Origin of the sequence: Streptomyces sp. NBC_01190 (assembly GCF_045039895.1) — a bacterium.
Classification (GTDB): Bacteria; Actinomycetota; Actinomycetes; order Streptomycetales; family Streptomycetaceae; genus Actinacidiphila.
This window is the reverse complement of the sequence record NZ_CP108580.1, coordinates 7,176,054-7,202,722: the sequence shown is the minus strand read 5'-3', so window position 1 is coordinate 7,202,722 and position 26,669 is coordinate 7,176,054. Positions and strand designations below refer to the sequence as shown.

Annotated in this window: 14 protein-coding genes; 9 read left to right on the top strand and 5 right to left on the bottom strand. The window is 70.8% G+C overall.

The genetic code is table 11. From position 1 onward, the window contains the following. Positions 1-371: 371 nt before the first annotated feature. From OG519_RS30350 to OG519_RS30335, 4 genes are all read left to right on the top strand, one after another. Positions 372-1,778: a cytochrome P450 gene (locus OG519_RS30350; RefSeq protein WP_405590568.1), complete on the top strand. Its 1,407-nt coding sequence runs from the start codon at positions 372-374 to the stop codon at positions 1,776-1,778. A gap of 435 nt (positions 1,779-2,213) precedes the next feature. Continuing rightward, positions 2,214-9,749 carry an SDR family NAD(P)-dependent oxidoreductase gene (locus tag OG519_RS30345; RefSeq protein WP_405590565.1) on the top strand — a complete coding sequence of 2,512 codons (7,536 nt, stop codon included), beginning with the start codon at positions 2,214-2,216 and terminating at the stop codon, positions 9,747-9,749. 205 nt (positions 9,750-9,954) lie between these two features. Next, a complete protein-coding gene (locus OG519_RS30340) occupies positions 9,955-10,929 on the top strand; it encodes a hypothetical protein (protein WP_405590563.1) in 975 nt (324 codons plus the stop codon). 310 nt (positions 10,930-11,239) lie between these two features. Next, positions 11,240-12,691 (top strand): MFS transporter, encoded by a 1,452-nt coding sequence (locus OG519_RS30335; RefSeq protein WP_405590560.1) that lies wholly within the window; start codon positions 11,240-11,242, stop codon positions 12,689-12,691. Between the two features lie 57 nt (positions 12,692-12,748). Here the strand turns inward: OG519_RS30335 and OG519_RS30330 are convergent, their stop codons facing one another. Then, positions 12,749-13,711 carry a LysR family transcriptional regulator gene (locus OG519_RS30330; protein ID WP_405590557.1) on the bottom strand — a complete coding sequence of 321 codons (963 nt, stop codon included), beginning with the start codon at positions 13,709-13,711 and terminating at the stop codon, positions 12,749-12,751. 144 nt (positions 13,712-13,855) lie between these two features. Here OG519_RS30330 and OG519_RS30325 point away from each other — a divergent pair, with 144 nt between their 5' ends. Next, entirely contained in the window at positions 13,856-14,455 is a 600-nt protein-coding gene (locus OG519_RS30325) for an RICIN domain-containing protein (RefSeq protein WP_405590554.1), read from the top strand. A gap of 645 nt (positions 14,456-15,100) precedes the next feature. Here the strand turns inward: OG519_RS30325 and OG519_RS30320 are convergent. Then, complete coding sequence (locus tag OG519_RS30320; RefSeq protein WP_405590551.1) at positions 15,101-16,279, bottom strand: cytochrome P450; 1,179 nt, start codon at positions 16,277-16,279, stop codon at positions 15,101-15,103. A gap of 833 nt (positions 16,280-17,112) precedes the next feature. Between OG519_RS30320 and OG519_RS30315 the strand changes: the two genes are divergently transcribed. The 4 genes from OG519_RS30315 (at position 17,113) to OG519_RS30300 (ending at position 23,134) form a co-directional block, all read left to right on the top strand. Continuing rightward, positions 17,113-19,008, top strand: coding sequence for a cobalamin-dependent protein (locus OG519_RS30315; RefSeq protein WP_405590548.1), 1,896 nt, complete (start codon positions 17,113-17,115; stop codon positions 19,006-19,008). 118 nt (positions 19,009-19,126) lie between these two features. After that, entirely contained in the window at positions 19,127-21,010 is a 1,884-nt protein-coding gene (locus tag OG519_RS30310; protein ID WP_405590545.1) for an amino acid adenylation domain-containing protein, read from the top strand. Then, the gene (locus OG519_RS30305; protein WP_405590542.1) at positions 21,007-21,780 is read left to right on the top strand and encodes a thioesterase II family protein; all 774 of its coding nucleotides are present in this window, start codon (positions 21,007-21,009) and stop codon (positions 21,778-21,780) included. The genes OG519_RS30310 and OG519_RS30305 overlap by 4 nt, the downstream gene beginning before the upstream one ends. Positions 21,781-21,916: 136 nt before the next feature. Further along, on the top strand, positions 21,917-23,134 hold the full coding sequence (locus OG519_RS30300) for a cytochrome P450 (RefSeq protein ID WP_405590539.1): 1,218 nt from the start codon (positions 21,917-21,919) through the stop codon (positions 23,132-23,134). Between the two features lie 36 nt (positions 23,135-23,170). Here the strand turns inward: OG519_RS30300 and OG519_RS30295 are convergent, their stop codons facing one another. From OG519_RS30295 to OG519_RS30285, 3 genes are all read right to left on the bottom strand, one after another. After that, complete coding sequence (locus tag OG519_RS30295; RefSeq protein ID WP_405590536.1) at positions 23,171-24,160, bottom strand: DMT family transporter; 990 nt, start codon at positions 24,158-24,160, stop codon at positions 23,171-23,173. Positions 24,161-24,378: 218 nt separating this feature from the next. After that, positions 24,379-25,470, bottom strand: coding sequence for a histidinol-phosphate transaminase (locus OG519_RS30290; protein ID WP_405590533.1), 1,092 nt, complete (start codon positions 25,468-25,470; stop codon positions 24,379-24,381). Between the two features lie 209 nt (positions 25,471-25,679). After that, on the bottom strand, positions 25,680-26,666 hold the full coding sequence (locus tag OG519_RS30285) for an ornithine cyclodeaminase family protein (protein WP_405590531.1): 987 nt from the start codon (positions 26,664-26,666) through the stop codon (positions 25,680-25,682). Between the last annotated feature and the right edge of the window lie 3 nt (positions 26,667-26,669).

The following is a 26,669-nucleotide window of genomic DNA, read 5'->3' as shown; positions in this document are numbered from 1 at the left end:
GCTATTAAAGCATTATTTCGATGGCGGCCGTCAAGACCGTCGGCGGCTTCCGCCACGAGTGGCTGAACCTGTTTGGAGTTTCGTTTGTGATCTTTGGTCACCAGGGGCTCCGGCCCGGGCGTCCCACCGGCGATCCCGGAGTGCCTTCCGGTGCGGGCGATTAGCCGGGTTCAGTCGGTGAAAAAGGGTGGCTACCAGCGCGATCACGCTTCGATCACGCTCGAGTCACGCCCCCGTCGCGATCATGCTGTTAGTCTGAGCTATCGCGAAAGGCGCTCATTTGTGTCACCTGAGTAAAACACTCGATCATTCATTATCGGCCCGTTTTTCAAATGGGCTCGAATGGCACTTGACGCACCTGGGAGGGTCGCATGCGCAACTCGCTTGCAGGCAAGAGGACCACCACGGAGCCCGGTGAGGACATTCCCGTAGCGCCCGGCGGCCTCCCCGTCGTGGGCCACGCGGTGAAGGCCCTGCGCGACCCGCGGGGGTTCCTGCGCTCGCTGCCCGCGCACGGCGACGTCATGAGCATCAGCGTCGGCCCGCTCAAGGCGGTGATGGTCTGCGACCCGGAGCTGACCTCGCAGATCCTTCTCAACGACCGCACCTACGACAAGGGCGGCCTGCTGTTCGACCGGGCCAAGGAGGTCTTCGGCGACGGGCTGGTGACCTGCCCGCACGCCATGCACCGGCGCGAGCGCCGACTGGTCCAGCCCGCGTTCCACCGCAACCGGCTCTCCGGCTACGCCCAGGTGATGACCGAGGGCACGAGCCAGATGACCGGCAAGTGGCGGCACGGCCAGGTCCTTGACATGCCGGCGGAGATGCTCAGCCTGACGATGCACAACATGCTCCAGTCGATGCTCGGCGGGACGCTCCCCCCGCAGGACCTGCGCCAACTGGTCAGCGACGCCATCGAGGTGCAGCACGCGACCTACCGGCAGACGTTCACGCCCGCCCTGCTGAACCGGATACCCACCCCCGGCAACCGGCGCTACCGGAAGGCCATGGCCGGGCTCAACAACACCGTTACCGACATCATCGCCAAGGCCCAGGGCAGCCCGGAGGACCACGGGGACCTGCTCTCGGCGCTCCTGGCGTCCCGCGACACCGGCGCCTCCGAGTGCCCGGCCGGCGGCGGCCAGAGCGAGCGCCTGAGCAGCGCCGAATTGCGCAACGAGGTGCTGACCTTCCTGGTGGCGGGTTCGGAGACGACGGCGATCGCCCTGTCCTGGGCGCTGTACCTGATCGCCCATCACCCGGACATCCAGCAGCGGCTGTGGGCCGAGATCGACCGTGTCCTGGAGGGCAAGCCGGTCTCCCTGGACCACCTGCCCGACCTGAAGCTCGCCGACCAGATCATCACCGAGACGCTGCGGCTCTACCCGCCGGCCGGAATGATCTGGACCAGGATCGTCACGTCGGACACCCGCCTGGGCGACTACGACATCCCGGCCGGCACGACCATCGCGTACAGCCCGTACGCGATGCACCGCCTGCCGCACTACTACCCGGACCCCGACGCCTTCGACCCCGACCGCTGGGACGCCGAGAAGCGGCAGTCGACCCCGCGCAACAACGCCTTCCTCACCTTCGGCGGCGGCGCGCGCAAGTGCATCGGCGACCAGTTCGCCGTCACCGAGGCCGTGCTGGCGCTGGCGGACATCGCCTCCCGCTGGCGGCTGGAGCCGCTGCCCGGCCAGGGGCACCCGGCCATCACCCCCTCGATGGGGCCGCGCGCCCTCAAGATGCGCCTGACCGCCAGAACAGCCGCATAAGCGCACCCAACACGGCGCGAGCGCACGGACCAACCCGGGTCGGCGAGGCGGTTCCCGCCGCCCGGGGGGACCGGTAGGCCGCTCGCGCCGGTCGCCCATGCCCTGGAGTGGGGAAACCCCCGGGGCTCCGGGGCGCGCCCGTCGATCTCCGGCGACGCGGGCTCTCCCGCGGTGTGCCGCGGCGCACGGCCCGCGGCACACCGTGCGATGGACCGTGCCCCGCCGAACCCGGTCTTCTCCACTCCTTACCGGACACCGGTCCCCGAATGGGGACCGGTGCGAGTCTTCGAGCATTACGGGCAGCCGCGCGGACGGCTCCAGGATCCCCTGTCCGGAAACGCGAGCGGTCACGCATATGAAAACGCAAGCGGTCACGCATGTGGAAAAAATATGTGAAAGGCAGGCGCAGTAATGGTGAGTCAGGAACGAGGCGGCATGAGCGGTGCCAGGACCGCCCAGGGCACGGGGGAGCCTGTCGCGGTGGTCGGGGTGGGTCTGCGCCTCCCGGGGGGGATCACCACCCTCGGCGGGCTGTGGGCGGCCCTGGCCGGCGGCGAGGACCTCGTCACGTCGGTGCCGGGCGACCGGTTCAGCACCGACGATTTCGTGATCGACGGGGGCGGGGTACGGCCGGGGAAGGCCTACACCGGCGCGGCCGGCATCTTCGGGGACGTCTGGGGGTTCGACCCGGACTACTTCGGCATCTCGCCGAAGGAGGCCGCCCAGATCGACCCGCAGCAGCGGTTGCTGCTGGAGTGCGCGGTGGAGGCCTTCGACGACGGCGGCGTCGACCCGCGGCTGCTGGCGGGTTCGGACGTGGCGGTCGTGATGGGCCTGACCGTCCAGGACTACTGGGGCCTGCTGCTGCGCCGCCCCGGGGTGATGAACTCGTTCGCCCCCACCGGTACCGGTGCGTTCAGCGCGGCGAACCGCCTGTCCTACCTGTTCGACTTCCACGGGCCGTCCCACACGGTCGACACGGCCTGCTCCTCCTCCCTGACGGCCCTTCACCTGGCGGCCGAGACGGTCCGGTCGGGCCGTTGCGACGCCGCGCTGGCCGGTGGCGTCAACCTGGTGCTCGGCCCGGGCGGGCACGTCATCTCCAGCCAGGCGTCGATGCTCTCCCCGACGGGGCGCTGCCACTCGTTCTCGCAGGACGGCGACGGCTTCGTCCGGTCCGAGGGCGCGGGCGTCGTGCTGCTGAAGACCCTGAGCCGCGCCCTGGCCGACGGCGACCGGGTGCACGCGGTGATCAGGTCCTCGGTGGTCAACGCCGACGGCCGGACCCTCGGGATGTCCATGCCGGGCGCGGACGCGCAGGCGGCGATGCTGGAGCGCGCGTACGCCGAGGCCGGTGTGACCGCCGACCAGGTGTCGTACGTGGAGGCGCACGGGACCGGCACGGCCGCGGGCGACCCGGCGGAGTGCGAGGCCCTGGGACGGGTGCTGGGCCGGCGGCGAAGCGGCGGGAAGCCGCTGCCGATCGGTTCGGTGAAGTCGAACCTGGGACACCTGGAGGCCGCGGCCGGCATGGCGGGCCTGTTCAAGGCCCTGCTGGTGCTGCGCGAGCAGCGGGTGCCCGCCACCCTGCACGCCCAGCCGCTGAACCGGTCGATCGACTTCGACGGGCTGGGTCTCGCCCCGGTGACGGGGATGCAGCCGCTGGACGGCGGTCCCGGTGTGCGGCGCATCGCCGGCGTGAACTCGTTCGGCATCGGCGGCGCGAACGCCCACGTGGTGCTGGAGCTGCTGGACACGCAGCCGGCCGCGGGTGCCGGCACGGACACGTCCGCGTCGTCGGGCGCGGCCGTGCCGGTGGTGGTCACCGGCCGCACCGAGGCGGCGCTGCGCGCGTCGGCGCTGGCGATGGCCGACCACCTGGAGGGCATCGACGCCTCCGCCCTGGCGGACGTCGGGTACACCACCGTGCGGCGCCGCGAGCGCCGTGAGCTGAGCGCGGCCGTGCTGGCCACCAGCGGCGCGGCGGCCGCGCGGGCGCTGCGGGAGCTGGCGGAGAAGGGCGCGTCGGACGAGGCGGCCTCGGCCGTCAGCACCACCCGCGGACGCGTCGGATTCGTCTTCAGCGGCAACGGCACCCAGTGGCCGCGGATGGGCGCGGAGCTGCTCGGGCACGACGCCGCCTTCACCGCCGAGATCCAGGCCGTCAGCCGCGAACTGGAGCCGCTGCTTGGCTGGTCGGTCGAGGCCGAGATGGCCACGCCCGACAACGCCCGGTGGGCGCTGACCGAGGTCGCGCAGCCGATGCTGTTCGCCCTGCAGGCCGGCCTGGTCATGTCGCTGCGCGAGCGGGGCGTGCTCCCGCACGCGGTCTGCGGCCACAGCGTCGGCGAGGTCGCGGCCGCCTACTGCGCCGGCGTACTGGACCGGTCCCAGGCGTGCCACGTGATCGCGCACCGCAGCCTCTCGCAGGCGCCCACCTTCGGGACCGGGCGGATGGCGGCCGTGGCGCTGTCGCCCGCGCGGGCCCAGCGCCTGCTAGACGAGACGGGCTCGGCCGACCGCGTGGTGGTCGCGGCCGTCAACTCCCGCCACGACGTCACCCTGGCCGGAGACAGCGAGACGCTGGAGGCCCTTGAGGACCGCTGCCTCGCCGACAGCGTGTCCTTCCGGTTCCTGCGTCTGGACTACCCCTTCCACAGCCCGGCCATGGACGCGGTCCGCGGCCCGCTGCGGGAGGGGCTGGGCGAACTCGCGGCCGGTCCGGGCGAGATCCCGCTGATCTCCACCGTCACCGGCCGCGCGGTCGCGGACCAGGAGATGGATGCCGACTACTGGTGGCGCAACGTGCGCGAGCCGGTCCAGTTCGCCGGCGCCGTCGCGGCGCTGGTCGGCGAGGAGCACGGCTGCGACGTCCTGGTCGAGGTCGGCCCCCACCCGGCGCTCAGCGGCTACGTGCGCCGCATCGCCGCCGACGAGGGCGCGTCGGTGGAGGTCGCGTCGACGCTGACCCGGATCAGCGCCGGCCCGCAGACACTGGGCGGCACCGTGCTGCGCGTGGTCGCGGCCGGGGCGCGGCTGGACTGGGACCGGTTCTTCCCCCGGGGCGGTCGCGTCGTCGACGCCCCGGCCTACGCCTGGCAGCGCCAGCGCTACCAGCTGGGCGACCCCTCGTGGTGGTCCGACCACGAGATCGCGCCGGCGCCGCAGCCGCCCGCGTCCAACCCGCTGCTCGGCCGGCGCCTGCTCGCGGGCGACCCGACCTGGGGCCGGGAGCAGAGCGCGGCCTGGATCGGCGACCACAAGGTCGGCGAGGCCGTCGTGATGCCCGGCACGGGCTTCCTCGACATGGCGCTGTCGGCGGCCCGCGAGGTGCACGGCGGCCCCGTCGAACTGCTCGACATAGCCATCGCCCGGTCGCTGGTCCTGCCCAGCGAGCCCGGTGCGGCGCCGGTGCGCACCACCACCACCGTCCGCCCCGACGGGACCTTCGTCGTCGCCGGGCACACCGGGCACGACATCGAGGCCGTCCAGCACGTGAACGGGCGCTGGCGCGGCCTGGCCGACGGCCGGCCCGCTCCGCTGGACCTGGCCGCCCTCGCCGGACGGATCCGCGGGACCGTCGACATGTCCGACCACTACGGGGCCTGCACCGCGGTCTCGCTGCACTACGGCCCGGCCTTCCAGACACTGAAGACGCTGGCCGTCCAGGACAGCGAAGGCCTGGCGCGGCTGCACACGGACCGGTTCGCCGACAGCGAGCACCAGGCCCGCGTGGTCCTGCTCGACGGCTGCCTCCAGGCGATGCTGCCACTGTCCGCCCGCGCCGTCACCGGCTCCGCGCAGCCCTACGTCCCGCACCTGCCGGTGTCGATGGGCAGCGTCCGCGTCTGGGGCCCGCTGCCCGCCACCGTCGTGGCGCACATGCGGCTGACGTCCGTGGTCGAGACCGGCCTCATGTGCGACATCACCGTCTGCGACACCGACGGGACGGTCCTGCTCGACCTGGTGGACGTGTACGCGCGGCGCATCGAGAACACCGGCTCCCCCGCGCCCCGGGTCTACAACGAGGTGCTCAGGGCCCGCCCGCGGATGACCACGCTGCCCGGCACCCCCAGCCCGCTGCCCGCGCCCGCCCGGGTCATCGAGACGTGCGTCCCGGTCATCACCCGGCTCGACGAGGCGTTCCGTGAGGCCGGCTACAGCGGCCACATGGAGCGGTCCCGGCAGCTGAGCGCGCAGTTCATGGCGGCCGCGGTGGACCGCATCCTGGAGTCCGCGGTGGCCCGGGGCGCGATCGAGCCCGCCGGACCGGCCGGTGGGCGGGCCTTCACCATGGACGACCTGAGGAGCGCGGGCGTCCGGGAGAGCCTGGCCAAGATGGTCGAGACGATGCTGGCGATCGCGGTCCGGTACGGGCTGGTGACCGTCCGTCCGGAGGGCGGCTGGCAGCAGAGCGGCACCCCGGTTCCCGAGGAGCTCCTGCAGGGCTGGCTGGCCGAGTTCCCCGAGCTGATCGTGATGTGGCAGGCCGCCGCCTGGGTCGGCCGCAGCCTGCCCGGCGTCCTCACCGGTGAGGCGGAGGGTCTGGAGGTCCTGTTCGGCGAGTCCGGTCCGATCGCCGCGCAGGTCTACAACCACGACCCGGGGCTCACCTACCTGTCGGACGCCGCCGTGGCGTACCTCAGCACCGCCCTGGCCGACTGGCCGGCCGACCGGCCGCTGCGGATCCTGGAGATCGGCGCCGGCACCGGCGGCTTCACCGCCCGGATCCTGCCCCACCTGCCGGCCGACCGGACGCACTACGTCTACACCGACGTCTCCTCGGCGTTCTTCCCCAAGGCCGAGGCCCGCTTCGCCGCCTTCAACTTCCTTGAGTACCGCGCGCTCGACCTGGGCGTCGACCCGCTCGACCAGGGGTTCGTGGCGGGCTCCTTCGACCTCGTCGTCGCGAGCAACGCCCTGCACACGACCACCGACATCACCCGGGGCATGCGCCACGCCGCCACGCTGCTGGACGACAACGGCCAGCTCGTCGCCCTTGAGATGCACAGCAACGCCTACGTCGCGACCCTGTTCGGCATCCTGGACTCCTTCTGGGACTCCACCGACACCGAACTGCGGCCGGCCGGCGCGGCGCTGACCCGCGATCAGTGGGCACCGGTGCTGGCGCAGGCGGGCTTCTCCACCAGCGCGTTCCTGAGCGCGCAGCCGGACGTGGAGGGCGTTCCCGCCTCGGTGATCGCGGCGGTGCGCGCCACGGGCGCCGAACCCGCCGGCGAGCAGCCGGAGCAGGAGGCGGACGCCGCGACCTCCCCCTGCCTGCTGATCACCGAGAACGGGAACGGCTCCACCGAGGGCCTGGGCGCCCTGGTGGCGGCCGCCCTGACCGCCACCGGAGCCCGCGAGGTGACGGTCTCGGCCTTCCAGCCGCCGACAGGCTGGGCGGCCCTGCTGCCGGCCACCGGGCCGGTCGACGTCGTGCTGATCGCCGACGACACCGAGCCGGCGACGGCCGAGCGGATCACCGCGCGGGTCGCCCGCGCCTGTGCGGAGCTGAGCGCCCTGGCCGGCGCGTGCGCGCGGGCCGGCGGTGACCTCCAGCCCACCTTGTGGCTGGTCGCGTCGATGACCGCCGACCGCCTGGACGCCCCGATGACGCACACCGGTGCGGCCCTGTGGGGTGCCACCCGCAGCCTGGCCAACGAGCAGCCGCTGGTGACGGTCCGCAGGATCCGCGTCGTCAGCGGGACCGCGGGGATGGCGGCGCAGGCGGCCGGCCACGTGGCCTACGAGATCACCCACCCCGACGCCGAGGACGAGTGCGTGATCACCGCGCACGGCCGGTTCGCCGTGCGGGTGCAGGCGGTGCCGGAGACCCGGCGGACCCGTGCCCACGGCACCACCGCGCAGTTCGCGCTGGCCGTGCACGGCGAGGCGGGCGCCCCGCCCCGGCTGATCTGGCAGGACCGCGGCATCCCCGCCCCCGGGCCGGGGGAGTTGACGGTCCGGGTGCAGGCCGCGGCCCTCAACGGCCGGGACGCCCTCTTCACCACCGGGCGCCTGCTCCCGCCGCGCGGCGCGCGGCCGGGCGACGTCCACCTCGGCTGCGAGGGCGCGGGCGTGGTGACCGCCGTCGCGGACGACGTCACCGGCATCGTCCCGGGCGACCGGGTCGCCGGGATCACCGCAGGCGGCTGGCTGGCCTCGCACATCAACCTGCGCGCCGACCGGGTGGTGAAGCTCCCCGAGCAGGTCACCTCCGTCGCGGCGGCGACCCTGCTCACCGCCCAACTGACCACGCACCACGTCCTGGGCCACCTGGCCGACCTGGGACCGGAGGACAGCGTCCTGGTCCTGGGCGGATCCGACGCGACCGGGCTGGCGGCCATCGACTTCGCCCGGCGCGCCGGCAGCCGCGTCATCGTCGGCGCCGCGACGCCGGCGCAGCGCGCGCTGCTGAGCCTGCCGGGGATCGACCACGTGGTGGACTCGGGTGCTCCCGGCTTCGCCGAGGAGGTCCGGCAGGTCACCGGGGGCGGCGTCGACGTCATCCTCAGCCTCGGCTCCATCACGCCGGACCTGCGCCAGCGCGCGCTGGACCTGCTGACGCCGGGCGGCCACTTCTTCGACGTCGCGCCGACCCCGGCGCCGCTCCAGATGCCGTCCCTGGAGCGCGGCGCCACCGTGCACGCCGTCGACGTGGTCGGCTGGTTCGAGCAGCCCGCCGCCTGGGTGGACCGCTGCCTGCAGGACCTGCAGAAGATGATCGACAGCGGCGAGTGCGGCACGGTGCCCCACACGGTCTACTCCGCGGACCGGATCCACGAGGCCATGGACAGCGTCCTGGCCGGTCAGGGGGCCGGCAAGACGGTCATCCTGCTCGAGGACGGCGTCCCGCTGGACCGCGCCGCCGACGAGCCGGTGCTGGACGCCACGGCGACCTACCTGATCGCCGGCGGTCTCGACGGCTTCGGCGCCGAGACGGCCCGGCACCTGGTCCGCCGGGGAGCGCGCCACCTCACGCTCGTCAGCCGGCGCGGCACCGCGGCCAACCAGAACGCCGCCGCCCTGGTCAGCAGCCTGAACGCCCAGGGGGTGCGGGTGGAGGCGCGCGCCGTCGACGTCTCCGACCCGGAGACCGTCGACCAGTTGTTCCGCGACATCGACGCGGGCGGACGCCGGCTCGCCGGGGTGATCCACGCCGCCATGGTCCTCGACGACGGCGAGATCACCGACCTGTCCGCCGAGCGGTACCTCACCGTCCTCAACCCCAAACTCACCGGAGCGCTCCTGCTCGACGCCCACGCCCGCGAGCGGGACCTCGACTTCTTCGTCATGTACTCGTCCTTCGCCGCGCTGCTGGGCAACCGGCGGCAGTCCTCCTACGCCGCGGCCAGCCTCGCGCTGGAGAACATCGCGCACCAGCGCAGGCACGACGGCCTGCCCGCCACCGTCCTGCAGTTCGGTGCCATCTCCGACGTCGGCTACGTGCTCCGCACCGGGATCACCTCGGTGATGAGCGACTACGGCATCCTGCCCATGACCTCGGCCCAGGCCCTGGACCGGCTCGACATGCTGCTCCAGGACCCGGACACCACGGTCACCGCGGTGGTCGCCGAGTCCCGGGGCCGGGAGCAGGCGCTGATGGCCTTCCTCCCCGCGGTCACCGCGCCGCGCACCGCGATGCTGGTGCACACGGCGGACGCCGGTGACGACGACACCCTGCTGCCGCGCCTGCGGGCCGCCGCCAGCACCGAGGAGGCCCGCCCGATCCTGCTGGAGGCCCTCACCGCCTGGCTGGCCTCCGGTCTGCACACCACGCCGGAACGCGTCGACGTCGGCCGCCGCATCGACCAGCTCGGCGCCGACTCCCTGACCGCCACCGAACTCATCGGCCACATCCGCCGCCACACCGGCTGCGCGATCCCGGCCCCCGAGATGATGACCGCCTCGCTGACCGGCGTCGCCACCACCGTCCTCAACCAGCTCCGCCCCGACAGCCAGTCCTGACGACCCCTTGCCGGGGCGCGGCCGAACCGGCCGCGCCCCGGCCGCACCCCGGCCGGGCGACAGGACCGGCGGCCGGGCCGCGTACCAGTCATCCGGGAAACGGATCCGGCAGCCGGGCAGGCCGGATCCGTTGTCCGGATCACCCGACGGGAGCAGCCCCCGCTCCCAGTGACGACGAACGGGCAGATATCCCGGGAGACCACAGATGCCGCTCACGACAGCCCTCGCTTTTCCGCCCTTCAGCAACCCCTATCCGCCGGGGATCCTGCGTACGCTCGCCCACACGAACGCGAGCGTGGCCGACGCCCTGGAAATGACCGACCGGAAACTCGCGGAACTCGGCCATCCGCCCGTCACGGACAGACTCACCGCCGGGGATTCCGGCCCGGATTCCGGCCCGGCTCCCAGTCTGGAGACGGAATACGTCCACAACCTGGTGGCGGCGACGCTCGTCCCGTACTCCGTGTACGCCTCACTCGACCTGAAGGTGGTGCCGTCCATCATTCTCGGACACGGCGCGGGCTTCAACGTCGGCAGTGTGATCACGGACCTCATGACGATGGAGGAGACGATCGACGTTCTGCTCGGGGGCTTCGTCGAGGCCAAGCGGATGTCGCTGCGGGGCGGAATGCTCGCCCTCGCCGTCAATCAGCAGACCGCTCGGGCGATGTGCCGGCAGGTCTCGGAGAAGGGCCTGTACGTCGGCATGATCAACGCCCCGAACCAGACGGTGGTCTGCGGCTGGTTCGACGACCTGGACCTGCTGCAGAGCCACGCGGAGCGCAACGGCGTCTCCTGCCGGCGCCTCGCCGCCCTGCTCCCCATCCACACCCCGCTGTTCCGGCCGGCGGCCCTCCAGGCGATCATGCGCCAGCAGGAGCGCACCGTGGATCCCGTGCTGCCCCCGCTGTACTTCACCACCGAGTGCCGGCCCATCGTCGAGACCGACACGGTCAGGAGGGCGTCGCTCGCCATCTGGACCAAGCCCGCGAACCTGATCGAGTCCGTGGCGGACCTTCAGGAGAACTTCGGCGTGAACCACTTCATCGAGATCAACACCACCCCCACCCTCGCTCCGATGATCGTCCAGAACGCGCTCCCGGGCACGCGGGTCGACGGCCCGCCGACGGGCATCACGGATGCCGCGGACGTGCTCCCGTACCTGAACGGCGCCTTTTGACCCCGATAGCGCGTGTGACGGCCCGTCAGCCGAGCGGGCGGGCCGTTCCCGCGCTCCTCACGTACGGTCGGTCGCGCGTGCCCGCCCGGGCCGCGGTGATCTCAACAGTTGATAGGACCTGGCTATCAAGATCAGTCCGATCGGGTATTGGACGACGTGTTGTTCCGGGCCCTACGGTCCTTAATATGACCACCCAACCCGCATTATCGGCCCTGCCGCGTCGAGCTTCCCGGCAGGTGACGGTGCCCCCCAGAGCCCGCGCGGACGCTCAACCGCGCCTCACCGGCCGCGGCACCACCGGAGCCGGCCGATGAGCACTCCCCAGGAGCAGTCCGAGCCGCGGATGCTGGTCCCCTCGCTGGTGTTCGTCGCCCTGGTCGTAGCGGCGGTCGCCAGCCTCGGGGCGCCGCTCATCACCACCGTGGCCACCACGTTCCACGTCTCGCTCAACAGCGCGCAGTGGACGCTGACCATCGCGCTGCTGGCCGGCGCGGTCTCCACGCCGATCCTCGGCCGGCTCGGCGCCGGCCCGCACCGGCGCGCCACGATCCTCGCCACGCTGGCGGTCGTCGTGTTGGGCAGTGCGCTCACCGTGCTGCCGCTGCCGTTCGCCTGGCTGCTGGTCGGCCGGGCCGGGCAGGGCATCGGGCTCGGTCTGACGGCGCTGATGATGGGCGTGGCCCGCGACCACCTCCCCGAAGAGCGCAGCGCGGCCACCATCTCCCTGGTCTCGGTGGTCTCCATCATCGGGGTCGGCGCCGGCTACCCCCTCGCCGGCCTGCTCACCCAGGTGGGCGGGGTGCGCGCGGCCTACGGCCTCGGCCTGTTCGTCACCGCCGTCGCCTTCCTGGCCGCCTGGCGCTTCATGCCCGACGCTCCCGCGGGCCGCTCCGCCCACGTGGACACGGTGGGCGCGCTGCTGCTGGCGGGTGGACTGTTCCTGGTCCTCTACCTGGCCGGCGAGCGGAGCCTGTGGAGCCACCACCTCGCCGTGGCGATGGTGCTGGCCGTCGTCGCCGCGGTCCTGCTCGCCGTCTGGACCGTCACCGGGCTGCGCGGCAAGGCGCCGCTGATCGACCTCAAGGCGCTGCGGCACCCGGCGGTCGCCGGGGCGAACCTCGCCATGTTCGTCGGCGCGATCGGCATGTACATCCTGCTCACGCTGATCACCCGGTACGCGCAGACGCCGCACAGCGCCGGCTACGGCTTCGGGCTCACCACCTTCGTCGCCGGACTGGTGCTGATCCCGTTCTCCGTGCTGGGGTTCGTCGGCGGCAAGCTCACGGCCCCGATGCTCAAGCGGATCGACGCCCCGTTCCTGCTGGCGGGCAGCGCCGTCATCATCATCGGCGGGTTCGTCCTCTTCGCCACGGCCCGGTCGAACCTGGTCGACCTGCTGCTGGCGATGAGCGTGCTGGGCTTGGGCGTCGGCAGCTTCTCCGCCGCCATGCCCGGCGTCATCCTGGCCGTCACCCCCAAGAGCGAGACGTCCAGCGCGATGAGCTTCAACTACATCACGCGCAGCGTGGGGTACTCGCTCGGCAGTGCCATCGGCGGCCTGGTCCTGTCCGCCGGCACCGACGCCGGCCGGATCTTCCCGAACGACGGCGCCTTCACCACGGCGGCCCTGGTCGGCATCGTCGCGATGGCGACCACCACGATCGCCAGCCTGGCCCTGGCCCGCAAGCGCTCGCCGCAGGCCGCGCCGGTCGTCGCGCCGGCCGCCGCCCCGACCCGGAGCCCGGACCGGTCGAGCCAGTGACCGCCCGCCGGACGGCGCCGCCGCGACGCCGTCCGGAGCGCCCCTGGGCCGGTTGGTTCAGGTTGACGAACCCGGCCCGAAGGTCCCGCGGGCGGCGGTGCGTAGGGCTTGCAGGGGCGGGTGGTCGCGATTGCGCAGGAGCCAGGCGAGGGCGGCGGTGGAGGCGGGGGCGTCGGTCACGTCCACGAAGGCCACGCCCGGGCGGGGATAGAGGTGGCGGGCGGCCGCGGGCAGGAAGCTCATGGCCTGTCCCCTCGCGACGATGTGGAGAAGAGCCTCGATATCCCTGGCCGCCGGCCCCCGTCGTACGACTGCCCCGTTGGGGCGGGGGTTGAGCGCCCAATAGTCCCACCACTCGGTCGGCGTCTGCGGCGGGAAATCCACGGCCGGGTGGTCGTTGAGCCGGTCGAGCGTGATGGTGCTCCGGACGGCCAGGGGGTCACCGGCGGGCAGGCAGGCAACCCGGGGCTCCGTCGCCAGGTGGAGCGCCTGCAGACCGGCGGGGAGCGGGGGCCGAAGGAACGCCGCGTCGACAGCGCCATTGAAAAGGGCGTCTATCTGGTCAACGAAGGTGAGGGTGACCATCTCGATGACGATCCCGGGGTGGCGGGCGTGGACTTCGCCAAGGACCGCGTGGGTGTAGGGCATCGCCGCTTCTCCCGCGATGAATCCGACGGTCAGCCGCCCCCGTATCTCACGGGCCTGGGCGGCGGCCCGGCGCTGCAACCGGGTCATGGCGTCGATGACGTCACGCGCCGGGGGGATCAGTGCCCGCCCCGCGTCGGCGAGACGAACGCTGCGGCTGGTGCGCTCGACCAGGGACACACCCAGCCGCTCCTCCAGCGCCCGAATCTGCTGACTGAATGCGGGCTGCGTCATAAACAGACGGGCCGCTGCTCGGCCAAAATGCAGTTCTTCGGCCAGAACGAGAAACAGCCGCAACTGGTGGAGACTTGGTTCCTTGCCGACACCCAGGCCCACCTCGAATAAGTGATCTTCCGCATCCTTTTTCTGGTCCATACACGGAACTTTATCCATCGCGTGCGAAAAGCGATAGCCAACCCCCTCCCGTGGCGCGGTCAGGCGGTGCAGGATCGTCGGTGCCGACCCGCTCACCTCGGACCGCTGTTCCCAGGGGCCGGCACATCGAGAGGAAGGAATCTCATGAGGATCCGACACGCTCTGACCGGGGTGGCCACCGCGGCAATCGTCCTGGCCGGCGCATCCACGGCTACCGCCACAGCAGCACCGGTCACCGCCCACCCGGGCAACACCCACAGCGAGGCGGTCTCGTTATCCGCGATCACGCGTTCGCACATCGAGGCACTCGCCGCGGCTTCCCCCAATGCCACCTACGGGTACAAGAACTTCGTCAACGGCAAGTACCCGAACGACTGCCTGGATGACAGCAGCGGCGCCCACCTCCGCATCAACGCGTGCAGCGACGCGAGCTACGACAACGGTTACCAGAAGTGGTACACGGTTGACGACGGCGGCTCGTTCCAGTTCGAGAACGTGAAGACGGGCCTGTGCCTTGACGGCAGCGGCGGCGCCGGCATCCGGACCTACGCGTGCAGCGACGCGAGCTACGACAACGGCTACCAGAAGTGGGTGATCTACTGGGAGAACTCCGACAGTAGCTGGGTCGACTGGAAGAACGTGGCCACCGGAAAATGCATGGACTACAGCGCCGGGGCCGGCCTGCGCCTCAACACGTGCAGCAGCGCCAGCTACAACAGCGGCTACCAGATGTGGAACCTGTGATTCTCCGGAGCGCGGCCGTCTGGGCAGTTGGTCAGCCGCTGAAAAACGTCGAGGGTGTCTCAGGCCGCGTGAGACCATCTCGGCATGCGCCTGGTAGCTGACGGAGCCACGCCGACCTCGCGGTTGGTACTGGTCAAAGACCTCGAGACCGACGACGGGTACGCCTTCGAGTTGACGGGCCCGCTCTTCCTGGCTGCTGGTGATCGAATCGCATTCAAAGACGGCAGACTTGTCGTCGTGCGGGCTGGTGGAGCGCGGCTGTCGCCGGCCGGTGACTGGTCCACTCGTTGCGGGCCTGGATCTCAGAACCTCCGGTAGAAGCCGCTCCTCGAACGGTGTTGCCGTACTTGATCACTCGGCTCGGTAGCCGCCGTACACGGAAGCGGCCTTCGTCTGAACATGTGCTCCAAGCAAGGGAATACACACGTTCAGAGCGAAGGCCGCGAGGATGAGGCCGGGGCAGTTCACCCCTCGCCCGGGGCGTGGCCGGCCCAGGCGGCGGGCCACTCGACCCGGACGGGGCGGTGGCCACGGTGGGCGCGCCGCGCACCCAGCACGCCACCGCCACGCTCGTCACCGGGGCCGAGCCGGGGTCGGGGGCGACTACGTGATGACCGTGGGAGTCGACCGCGTGCGGTGGGCCTGTCAGTGGGGCTGGCCGAACCGCACCGGCAGCAGGTCGGGGCCGTGGATGCCGAGGGGGCTGCGCCAGTTCGGCTGGCCGGCCAGGGCAGGAGGGTCGAGGCGGCTGGTCAGCGCGGCCAGCGTCTCGGTGAGTTCGAGACGGGCGACCTCCGCGCCGAGGCAGTGGTGCGCGCCCGCGCCGAACGTGAGGGTGGACGCTTCACGTCGCCGGTCCAGGTCGAAATCGTCCGGACGGGTGAAGACCGCCGGATCGCGATGTGCCGCATAGGTGCAGAGCAGCACCAGCGAGCCGGCTGGAAAATGCTTTCCCTGATAGTCGATGTCCGTCGTGGCGAAGCGGAACACCATCGGCGCGGCGGGGGCCAGCCGGATGATCTCCTCGGCGGCGAGCGTGGCGCGCCGCGGGTCGCCGCCGATCCGCTCCCAGAGATCGGGACGCTCGCACAGCGTCACCATCGCCTGGCCGAGCTGGCATCGGGTCGTGTCGTGCCCGGCGAATGCCGTCGCCACGACCAAGCTGCGCAGCTCCTCGTCGTCGAGCTGCTGGCCCTCGTCACGGGCCCGGAGCAGCGCGGAGATCAGGTCCTCCCCCGGCTCGTCCTTCCGCCGTGCGATCGCCTCGTCTATGTAGCCGTACAGACTCAGCAGACCGCGTTCGACCCGCGCGTACGTGTCCGGCCCCCAGGACAGGTCGTAGATCCGGCCGATGTCCCGGGTGTGCTGGGCGACCGCTTCGGTGTCTTCGTCCGGGACACCCAGCAGGTGGCAGATCACGGCGAGCGGCAACTGGTCGGCGAACCGCGCGACGAAATCACCACCGCCCGTGATGTCGTCGGTCAACGCGTCGGCCCGGGTACGTATGAACCCGCGGGCAAGCTCGATCACGCGCGGGCTGAACGCCCTGCGCATCAACGACCGCAACCGGGCGTGGTCCGGGCCGTTGCGGTGCAGGATGATCGGCACGAACCACCGGTACACCGGGCCGTCGGTGAGGCCCTGACGTTCCAGCAGGCCTTGTCCGCTCTGGACGAGGCGCGGATCGCTCATCAGCTCCCGGGCTTCCCGGTAGCGCAGCACGATCGGCCCGAGTTCGGTCTCCGCGTACCAGTCCGCCTGCTGAGCGGGTAACAGCGAATCCAACGCGAAGCCGACTTCGGTGACGCTCAGGGACGTGACCAAGGCGAACCCTCACCTTCTGGCGTGTGGTGCCGCGGGTCGACGCTGCTCCTTCGCCGACGAGCGCGGCCGGATGGTTCAACGGACGGTCGGACGCCCGTCGGACAGCCCGCCGTGAGCGTGCACCGCCGTCCCGGGATCACAACGAGTGGCAAGTGTAGTGAACTTGATCAGATGACGTCGGGTTTTGCTCAAGGCCCCGGCAACTTGTCGGTCATGGCGTCAGGAAGGTGCCTCTGCCGGTGTGGCCGGCCACGGTCCCGCGCCGGCACCGGGACCTGCTCCAAGGCGACTTCGGAGAACGTCTTACGTGAATTCAGCGCAATCCGGACGGCTTCCTCCCGGAAATCCGGCGAGCACTTACCGGATGGTGCCACTTCCTCCTCATCTCCCTGATACAGGACAGCCCTATTGGGGGCCTGTCGGGAGACCCCGTGGCCACTCACCGCTTTCAAACACGCAACCTCTGTGAAAATTGCCATTGAACCGATCCCGCGCGCGCGGAAAGTTCCTCTTGACTTGCCTTCTGGAGCCCTGTCAACTAGACATTCGTCACACCCGGACGGTCAGCCCTGACACCGTCGGACCGGGAATCGACGCTTCGGCAGAAGCCGCCCTGTCCGACCAGGTTCTCCAGTCGCACTCCCCCGCACGACCGAAGGCGTCACCGCGGACGAAAGCCGGTGGCGCTCCGCCGGGAAAGACGCACCGTACCGCCCGAATCGCCGTCGATCCGACACGTCGCTGCCGCTCCCGCCCCCTCACTGCGGGCGGGCGCAGCAGCATGGACACCGGATCCATTCGACCGGGCGTACCGATCCATGGAAGGAAGCGCAGTGAAAAACGTTCTGCTCATCGAGCTTTCCGTTTTCGAGCGGATGACCCCGTTGGCTTCCGGGTACCTCCAGGCGTATGCGATGACCGATTCGGTCATTCGCAGCGAATACCGGTTCGACCGGTACTTAGCCGTCGCCAAGACGGGCCGGCCCCATGTCATCGCGGACCTGGTCAAGGCGGCCGCCGACGTGTACGCGTTCAGCTGCTACGTATGGAACATGGGCCTGGTCCGAAGCGCCGTCCGGGCCATCAGGCAGGCGCGGCCGGACGCCCAGATCATCCTCGGCGGTCCGCAGGTGATGTCGCAGGGCCTCCGGTACCTCGACAAGGACGACGAGAAGACGGTCATCTGCAACGGCGAGGGAGAGGTGACCTTCACCCGGTACCTGCTCGCCCTGACGGAATCCGTTCCCGAGTTCCAGGACGTCAACGGATTGAGTTTCTACCGCGACGGCCAACTGGTGACGACACCGAAGCAGCCGAGGATCAGCAATCTGGACGACGTGCCCTCGCCGTTCCTCACCGGCGTCTTCGACTCGGCCTACAGCATCGCCATTCTGGAGACGAACCGGGGCTGCCCGTACCACTGCGGGTTCTGCTTCTGGGGAGCGGCCACCAATGACCGCGTGTACCGCTTCGACGAGGACCGGGTCCGCGAAGAGATCACCTGGATAGCCAAGAACGAAATCCTCTTCCTCTTCATCGCCGACGCGAACTGGGGCATGCTGAGCCGGGACGTCGACATATCCCGGCACATCGCCTCGTGCGCAACCGAGTTCGGAGCCCCGAACGTCCTCTACTTCTCCGCCGCGAAGAACAAACCCCAGGCGGTGACCAAGATCACGAGCATCTTCCAGGATGCCCGTCTCATCGCCTCTCAACCGGTTTCCCTGCAGACGCTCGAACCGGCCAGCCTGGATCTCATCTCTCGCTCGAACATCAAACTGAGCGCGTTCGCGGCGATCCAGGAGGACCTGCGCGAAAAGCGCATCAGCTCCTACATCGAGCTTATTTGGCCGCTGCCCGGGGAGACCCTGGAGTCGTTCCGGCAGGGCATCGGCACCCTGTGCGAGAACGAAGCGCAGACGATCATCGCGTACCCGCACCTGCTCCTGAACAACACCCCCATTTACCACAGCTCGGAGGCCATGGGCATCGTGAGCCGGCCCGCCGGGGGCGACATCGCGGAAGCCCGCATCGTCATCGGCACCAGGGACGCCTCCGTGGCGGACTTCGCGGAAGGCATGTACTTCTTCTACGCCTTCCACGCCCTCCACAACACGAACAGCCTGCGGACGGTGATCCGCCACCTCGTCAAGCAGCACGGGATCCGTTACCAGGACGTGTTCTCCGCGTTCGCCGACTTCCTGCGGCGGCAGGGTGACGATGATCCCCTGAGGGCGTACATCGAGCGGTCCATCGACGACGCCGACTACTACGACGTGAACAACTACGGTCTGTTCATCCATTCCGTGCTGCACGAGCACAGGGAGCTGTTCTCCCGGCATGTGCGGGAGTTCGTCCGGAGCCAGAGCTGGTGGGAGGACGACACCGCGCGGGCGCTGTTCGAGATCGACATGGTGAACCGTCCCTACATGTACAGCAACACGCCCCTGGACGCGGCCCACGAGGACTTCCACTCGCTGCGCCTCGTGGCGCAGGGCACGCGCAGCTACACGGTCCAGGTGCCCTCTCACCACCTGTCGGCGCTGACCGACGCGGTCCGCATCGAGACCGTGCCGCCGGACGGTGTGTTCACCGTCGACCACAAGCGTCTGCAGTATCCGTTCATGCCCACGCAGAGCGCCGACCACAGCGGCTCCTACTGCCACGGCATGATCGAGAAGGTCGGGAACGTCATGCCGACCTGGGCTCCCTCCCCGTCCCGCGGGTGAGGGGCCGGGCGCTTCCGCGACACACAACCCGGCGAGCCGCGCCGTCCAGCGCCTCGGCGGGACCGCTGCCCGCTCACTCTCCAGCCCGTGGTGTCCCTCCTCCGGCAGACAGGAAGCCATGACGAAGACCGAGAACACGATGACCGACGAGACGCGCCTGGCTCCGTCGGACCCGCCACCGACGTTGAGCGCCCTGTTCGCGCGGCACGTCGCCGAGCGCCCGGACGAGCCCGCCGTCACGTACGGTCCCGTCACCCTGACCTACCGGCAACTCGACCGGGTGACCGGCTCCCTGGCCGCGCGGCTGCGGGAACTCGGGGTGCGACCCGACCGGTTGGTCGCCATCCATGTCGACCGCAGTCTCGGCACCATCGTCGGGATGCTGGCGACCATCAAGGCGGGCGGGGCCTACGTGGCCCTGGATCCGAGCCATCCGACCGCTCGGATCCGCACGATTTTGGAGGAGTCCAAGCCGGTGGCCCTGCTCACCGAGGCAGGCGCCGGCGATCCGAGCGGGCTCGGCATCCCGGTCCTCACCCTGGCCGAGCACCTCGTCGAAGCCGTACGGGAGGACGCCGGACACGACGTCCCGGTTGACGGCGGCGCCGGCCCCGACGACCTCGCGTTCGTCGTCTACACCTCGGGTTCGTCCGGCTCGCCCAAGGGAGTCTGCGTCACCCACCGCAACGTGGCGCGGCGCACCTGGAACCCGGACTACATGTCGTTCGGGCCCGGCGACCGCGTGGCCCAGATCTCGAACGCCGCCTTCGACGCCGCGACGATCGAGGTGTGGGGCGCGTTGCTCAACGGCGCGGAGCTGGTGGGGTTCGACCGCGACACCATCCTCTCCCCCGGCCGGCTCGCAGCCGCGCTCCGGGAGAACCGCATCGACACCGTGGTCATGGCGACGCCGCTCTTCAACCAGCTCGCGGCGGACGATCCCGCCACCTTCGCCTCCATCTCCCAGATCCTCGTCGGCGGGGACGCGCTGGCCGTCCCCCAGGCCACCGCGGTGACAGCCCAGGGTTGCTCACTGGTGAACGGCTACGGCCCGGCGGAGTGCACCACCCTCGCCACGGCACACCGTGTCACGCCGATGCCGACGGACCAGCTGAGGGTGCCGATCGGGCGGCCCCTGCCCTACACGACCTGCTACGTGCTCGACGACACGCTGCGCCCCCTGCCGGCGGGGGAAGCGGGCCAGCTCTACGTGGGCGGCGAGGGCATCGCGCGCGGCTACCTCGGTCGCGAGGACCTCACGGCCGAGCGGTTCGTCAAGGATCCCTTCGCCGCGGATCCGGACCAGCGCGTGTACGCGACCGGCGACATCGTCCGCGAGCTGCCGGATGGTTCGTTCGACTTCCTCGGCCGCACCGACTTCCAGGTCAAGATCCGCGGTTTCCGGGTCGAGATGAACGAGGTCGACGCGACGCTGCTCCAGCACCCTGGCGTCGGCGAGTCGGTCACCGTCGCCGACGTACCGGCCGGGTCCGGGGACAAGAGGCTGGTCAGCTACTACGTGGCGAAGGGCCGGACGCCCCTGGAAAGCGGCGCCCTCCTCGCGTTCCTGCGCGAAAGGCTGCCCGAGTACATGGTCCCGTCCGTGGTGGTCTCGCTGCCGGAGCTGCCGAAGAACGCCAACTCGAAGGTCGACCGGGCACTCCTGCCGTCACCGGTGGCGACGCCGTCCGCGGAGGACGCCCCCGCCGGCGCGGCCGACGCCGTGGAGGAGGAGATCGCCGGGATCGCCGGGGAGCTGCTGTCCATCCCGCGGCTCGGATCCGACGAGAACTTCTTCGACGTCGGCGGCCAGTCCATGCTGGCGATCAGGCTCCTGACGCAGGTGGGCCGGCGTTTCGACGTCAGCATGACGCTGGCGGAGTTCTTCGAGAACCCGACCGTCCGCGGCGTGGCGGACTACGTCCGGGAGCACGGCGGCACGACCGCCGCGGTCGCCCACGAACCCGGCACGGCCGCCCCGTCGGGGGTGGTCGGTCCGTGACGAAGACCGGCGACACCACTTGGTTCCCGCCCTGCCGTCCGGCGGCCGCACCGCCACCGGCCCTGGACGCGGGGGCGGTCCAGTTGTTCTGCCTGCCGCACGCGGGAGCCGGCGCCTCGGTCTTCCGCGACTGGCCCGAGTCGCTGGCGCCCGGCATCGACGTCGTGCCGGTGCAACTACCCGGCCGCGAGAGCCGCCTGCGCGAGCCGGCGCGCCGCTCCGCATCGGAGCTGGTCGACCTGTTGCTGGAGCCGCTGGCCAACCGGGCGGGGCCGGATTTCGCCCTGTTCGGGCACAGCATGGGGGCGTTGCTCTGTTACGAACTGGCGCACGAGTTCACCGCCCGCGGCACACCTCCCCGGCATCTGTTCGTCTCCGGTCTCGAGGCGCCCTACCTGCCCTCCGAGGGAGAGCGGTTGTACAACCTGCCGGATGACGAGCTCTGGGCGGCGATCACCAAACTGGAGGGCACCTCGCAGGAGGTGATCGCCCAACCGGAACTCGTACGGCTGCTGCTCCCCACGTTCCGCGCGGACCTGGAGGTGTGGGCGACGTACCGTCCGCACCGCGGGCCGTTGGACGTGCCCATGACCGCGATGGGCGGGCGGGACGATCCCAGCGTGAGTGTCGAGGGGCTGGCCGCCTGGGAGTCCCTGACGTCGGCGGACTTCCGTCTCGCGGTGTTCGACGGCGGGCACTTCTACCACCACGCGGCGCCGGGCGAGGTCGCCGCCGTGCTGGAGGAGCGGCTGGCCCCCGACCGCCGCTGAGCACGTACGGCCGGCACCGCGCGCGGGGCAGCCGCGACCATCCGGGGTTGCGGCTGCCCCGCACGGCCCGGGCCGGCCCACCGATGCCCCACCCCGCGGAGGGCACGGGCCCCCGCTTCGATCGATTGGAGTTCCCTTGGACGCCCACGAAGGAACACCGTCCTCCCTGGTGCACCTGGACGGCACGTTCTTCCAAGACCCCCAGGGCCTCTTCGCGCGCCTGCGCGCGAGCGCCCCCGTCACCCAGGTCCTCACCGCCGAGGGCCTGCGGGTCTGGCTCGTGACGCGCTACGAGGACGTCCGCGCCGCACTGGCCGACCCGCGGCTGGCGAAGGACTGGGTGACGCACATGACGCCCGACGACTTCGACATCAACGTCGATCCCGTGCAGGCATATCTCGACCAGCACATGCTCAACCTCGATCCGCCCGACCACACCCGCCTGCGTCGCCTGGTGGTGAAGGCCTTCACGCCGCGGCGTGTGGCCGCGCTGCGGCCCCGGATCTCGGCCGTCACCGACGAGCTGCTCGGCGCGATGGCGGAAGGACCGGCGGAGACGGATCTGATCGAGGCGTTCGCGTTTCCGCTGACCGTGACCGTGATCTGCGAACTGATCGGCATTCCGATCGACGACCGGGAGTCCTTCCGCGCGTGGTCGGCGACGCTGCTGTCCTCGCAGGGGACACGGGAGACCTCCCGTGCGGCCGCGGTGGCCATGTACGACTACTTCACGCAGAAGGTCGCGGAGCGCCGGCGGGTACCGTCGGACGATCTGCTCTCGGCGTTGATCATGGCACGGGACTCCGGTGACTCACTGACGGAGCACGAACTGCTGTCGATGATCTTCCTGCTGCTCGTCGCGGGACACGAGACCATGGTGAACCTGATCGCCGGCGGCATGCTGGCCCTCCTGACGCACCCCGCCGAGCTGGACAGGCTGCGGAAGGACGCTTCGCTCCTCCCCTCGGCCCTGGAGGAGTTGCTCCGGTTCGCCAACCCGCTGAACCACGCGACCGAACGCTTCACACTGGAGCCGGTGACCATCGGCGGGACCCTGATCCCCGCCAAGGAATGGGTCATGCTGGCGACGTCGGCGGCGAACCGGGACGGCACGCGGTTCGCCGACGCCGATCAGTTGGACGTGGGCCGGGATGTCTCGGGCCACCTCGGGTTCGGCCACGGGATCCACTACTGCCTCGGCGCTCCGCTGGCCAGGCTGGAGGGCGAGATCGCGTTCGGGCGGCTGCTCGACCGCTTTCCCGATCTCCAACTGGCGTTGCCGGAGGCATCGTTGAGGTGGCGTGCCTCCAGCCTCATCCACGGGCTGGAGGAACTGCCGGTCCGCCTCCGCTGACGCGTGGATCCATCGCCGCCGCGGTGGGGTGGCCGTTCAGTGGCGTCGATCGACGAGGCCGAGCATGACGCCCCCGACGATGACGATCCCGCCGAGGGCTTGGGCGAGTTGGACGCTCTCACCGTTGATGAGCACGGCTCCCAGCACGCCGAAGGCGGGGACGAGGTTGAGGATGTTGACGGCGACCGACGGCTTGAGCGTCTGGAGGCCGTAGTTGTAGAGGAGGAATCCTCCCACCGAACACCCCACCGCGAGGTACACCAGGAGGGCCGCGCTGGTGACGGAGGGCATCGACCAGCGGGTGGCCTCCAGGAGCGAGGCGAGCAGGAAGCCCCCCGCGCCGACGATCATCTGCTGGTAGGTCAGGCTGAGCGCGTCCCGCCCCCCGACGAGCTTGCACACCACGTTGTAGAACGCCCAGACGAGTCCTCCGAGGAGCAGCAGGATGTCGCCGCTCCAGCGCCGACTGCCGCCCACGGTCGCTCCGTTGTCGACCACGAGGTACGCGCCCGCGGCGGCGAGCAGCACGGCGACGACACGTGTCACCGGCATGCGCGCGCGGAACAGCACCAGTTCCAGCAGCATCGTCATGAGCGGGTACGAGGCGGCCATGATGGACGCGTCGGATGCCGTCGACATCTTGACGCCGAAGTTCTCCAGGATGAAGTACACCGTGATGCCGAGGAACCCGCTGAACCAGATCAGGTAGCGCTGCCGCCCGGTGGGCCGTTCCACCGGGCGTCTTCTGGCCGCCAGCCGTACCAACACCAGGAGCACCAGCGCGGCGAGCGTGAACCGCAGCGCCCCGATGGTCAACGGCTGGACGTCGGACAGCACTTCCTTCGTGACGGCGAAGGAACTGCTCCATAACAGTGCGGCGCCCACGACGGCGCAGATCGACACGGTTCTGGTCCGTTGCCCGCCCGCCGGGGAGACGGCCGGCGCGGCGGCGGCGCCGACCGGATGGATGGGGGCGGGGGGTGTCTGTGCGGTACCGGTGCCGCTCTGCGGGTTCTCTGCCGCCATCAGTATCTTCTTTCAAGCCGCGCCGTTCGGCGAACCGGATGTTTCAACTTACGCTGTTCCCAGAAAGGCCTATCAATGTATCAGCCGGATGGCACGATAAACTGATTTCCGAATATTGTTCGGCCTCAACGGAGAACGGTCAGCCGTGGACGAATTGGATTCGCCGCGTGTCCGGTTGCCGTCGCGGCCGCCTGAACCGGCGGCGGCCGCGGGCGGGTTCAGGAAGAGTCCGCGTCCTGTTCGCGCGCCAGGCCGGCCGTGACCGACACCAGGAGGTCGTCGGCCTCCCGGCCGCCCACCGTGACCCGCACGCCGTCCCCGGGGAAGGAGCGCGTCAGCACGCCGTGCGCCTCCAGCGCGTGGGCGAAGGCGTCGGCACCGTCACCCAGGGGGAGCCACAGGAAGTTCGTGTCGCTCGGCACGACGGGCCAGCCCTGGGCGAGCAGACGGTCGCGCAGCCGGTCCCGTTCCTTCGCGATCTCCTCGACGCGCGCCAGCAGTTCGTCCTCGACGGTGAGCGAGAACAGCGCGGCCTCCTCCGCGACGCGCCCGACGCCGCAGGGCACGGCGCACTTGCGCAGCGCCTCCGCCACGGCCGGGTCCGCGAAACCGTAGCCGACCCGCCAGGCGGCCAGCCCGTACGCCTTGGAGAAGGTCCGCAGCGTGATCAGGTTCGGCCGCTCCCGGTGCAGGGCGACACCGTCCACCGCGTCCTCGGACCGGCTGAACTCCACGTAGGCCTCGTCGAGGACGACGAGGACGTCCCCGGGGACCCTGTCCAGGAACGCTTCGAGTGCCTTGGCCCCCACCGCCGTGCCGGTGGGATTGTTCGGCTCGCACAGCAGAACGGCGCGGGTACGGGGGGTGATCGCCGCGGCGAGGGCGTCGAGGTCGTGCGTGTGGTCGCGCAACCGCACTTCGACGGGGCGCGCGCCCGCCATCCGCGTCATGATCGGATAGGCCTCGAAGGAGGGCCAGGCGTAGACGACGTCGTCGCCCGGTTCCAGGAACGCCTGGCCGATCTGCTGGTAGATGCCGACCGAGCCGGGGCCGGTGACGACGTGGCTGAGCGGGACGTCGTACTTGGCCGCCAAAGCTCCCGCCAGCCGCGTGGGGAAGATCTCGGGATAGTGGTTGCTGCCGGCGGAGGCGGCGAGGACGGCGTCGCGCACGGAGGGCAGCGGGGGGTACGGGTTCTCGTTGAGGAAGAGACGGTAGGAGGGGCCTTCGGACGGCGGTTGGGGCGGCTTGGGGACGTAGGCGGGAATGCCGTCGAGGGCGCCGCGGGGCGCGGGAGGGGAACTGCTCATGGGAGGGCTTCCTTCCACGGCGGCGCGAGGGGCGCCGCCGGACGCGTTCGGGCGTGGGCGGAGAGCGTCCGGGCCCGGGCGGGGAGCGACCAGGCTTGCGGTGCGTCGTAATGCCCGGCGAGCCGACGATCACCGAACAGGACGGTCGGGACGTCAGTCGCTCGGAGGGCCGGACCCACCCGCCGCGGCACCGCGTCGCATCCTCACCGTCAGTCGAGGCTGAAGCTCAGGCCCAGCCGCTGCTCCTCGGCGGCCCGGGCGATGGCGTAACCCGACATGACGTCCTGGACGCCGAGCCCCAGGGACTTGTAGAGCGTGATCTCGCCTGCGTCCGTCCTGCCGGGGTGCTTGCCGAGGAGCACCTCGCCCAGTTCGGCGAGGATGTGGCCGTGGGTGACCAGGCCCTCCTCGAGCGGTCGGCGGAGGTCACCGGACTCGGCGAGGGCCGACTCGCGGCTGTCCACGAAGAGCCGGGCGCCCGCGACGGCCGCGGACGAGAGCTCCCGGTGGTCGACGAAGGAGGCACCCACGGCGTTGACGTGCGCGCCCGCGCTGATGTCCCCCGCGTCGAGGAGGGGTTCGCGGGAGGCGGTCGTCGTGCAGACGATGTCCGCGCCGCGAACCGCCGCCGCGGGTGTCGGAGCGGTCTCCACCCGCAGGCCGAACTCCGCCTCGGCCCACTGCCGGTAGGCCTCCGCGTGTTCGGGAGTGCGGCTCCACACCCGGACGCGGCGGAGCGCGCGCACCGTCCGCAGTGCCTCCAGATGGCCGCGCGCCTGCACTCCCGAGCCCAAGATCGCCAGGTCGCCGGCGCCGGCCGCGGCGAACGTGTCCGTCGCGACGGCCGAGACGGCGGCGGTTCGGATCTCCGTGACGGCGCCGGCGTCCATCAGCGCCAGGGGCTCCCCCGTATCCGGACGGAACACCATGACGACACCGATGTGCAGATCGAGGCCCCGCGCCGGGTTGCCGGGCTTGAGGACCATGGCCTTGAGCCCGAAGCCCGCGAGGTCGTCGCCGCTGACATGACCCGGCATGGTCCCGAGCAGGCCATCGTCGGACGCGGGCCGCAGGATGGTCCGCAGGGGCTGGTCGGTCAGCCCCGCGCTGTAGCGCCGCATGGCCTCCGTCATCACGTCGACGGCTAATTCCATCGGGTACAGCCGGCGTACCGTCTCTCGGTCGATCAGCAGCATGTG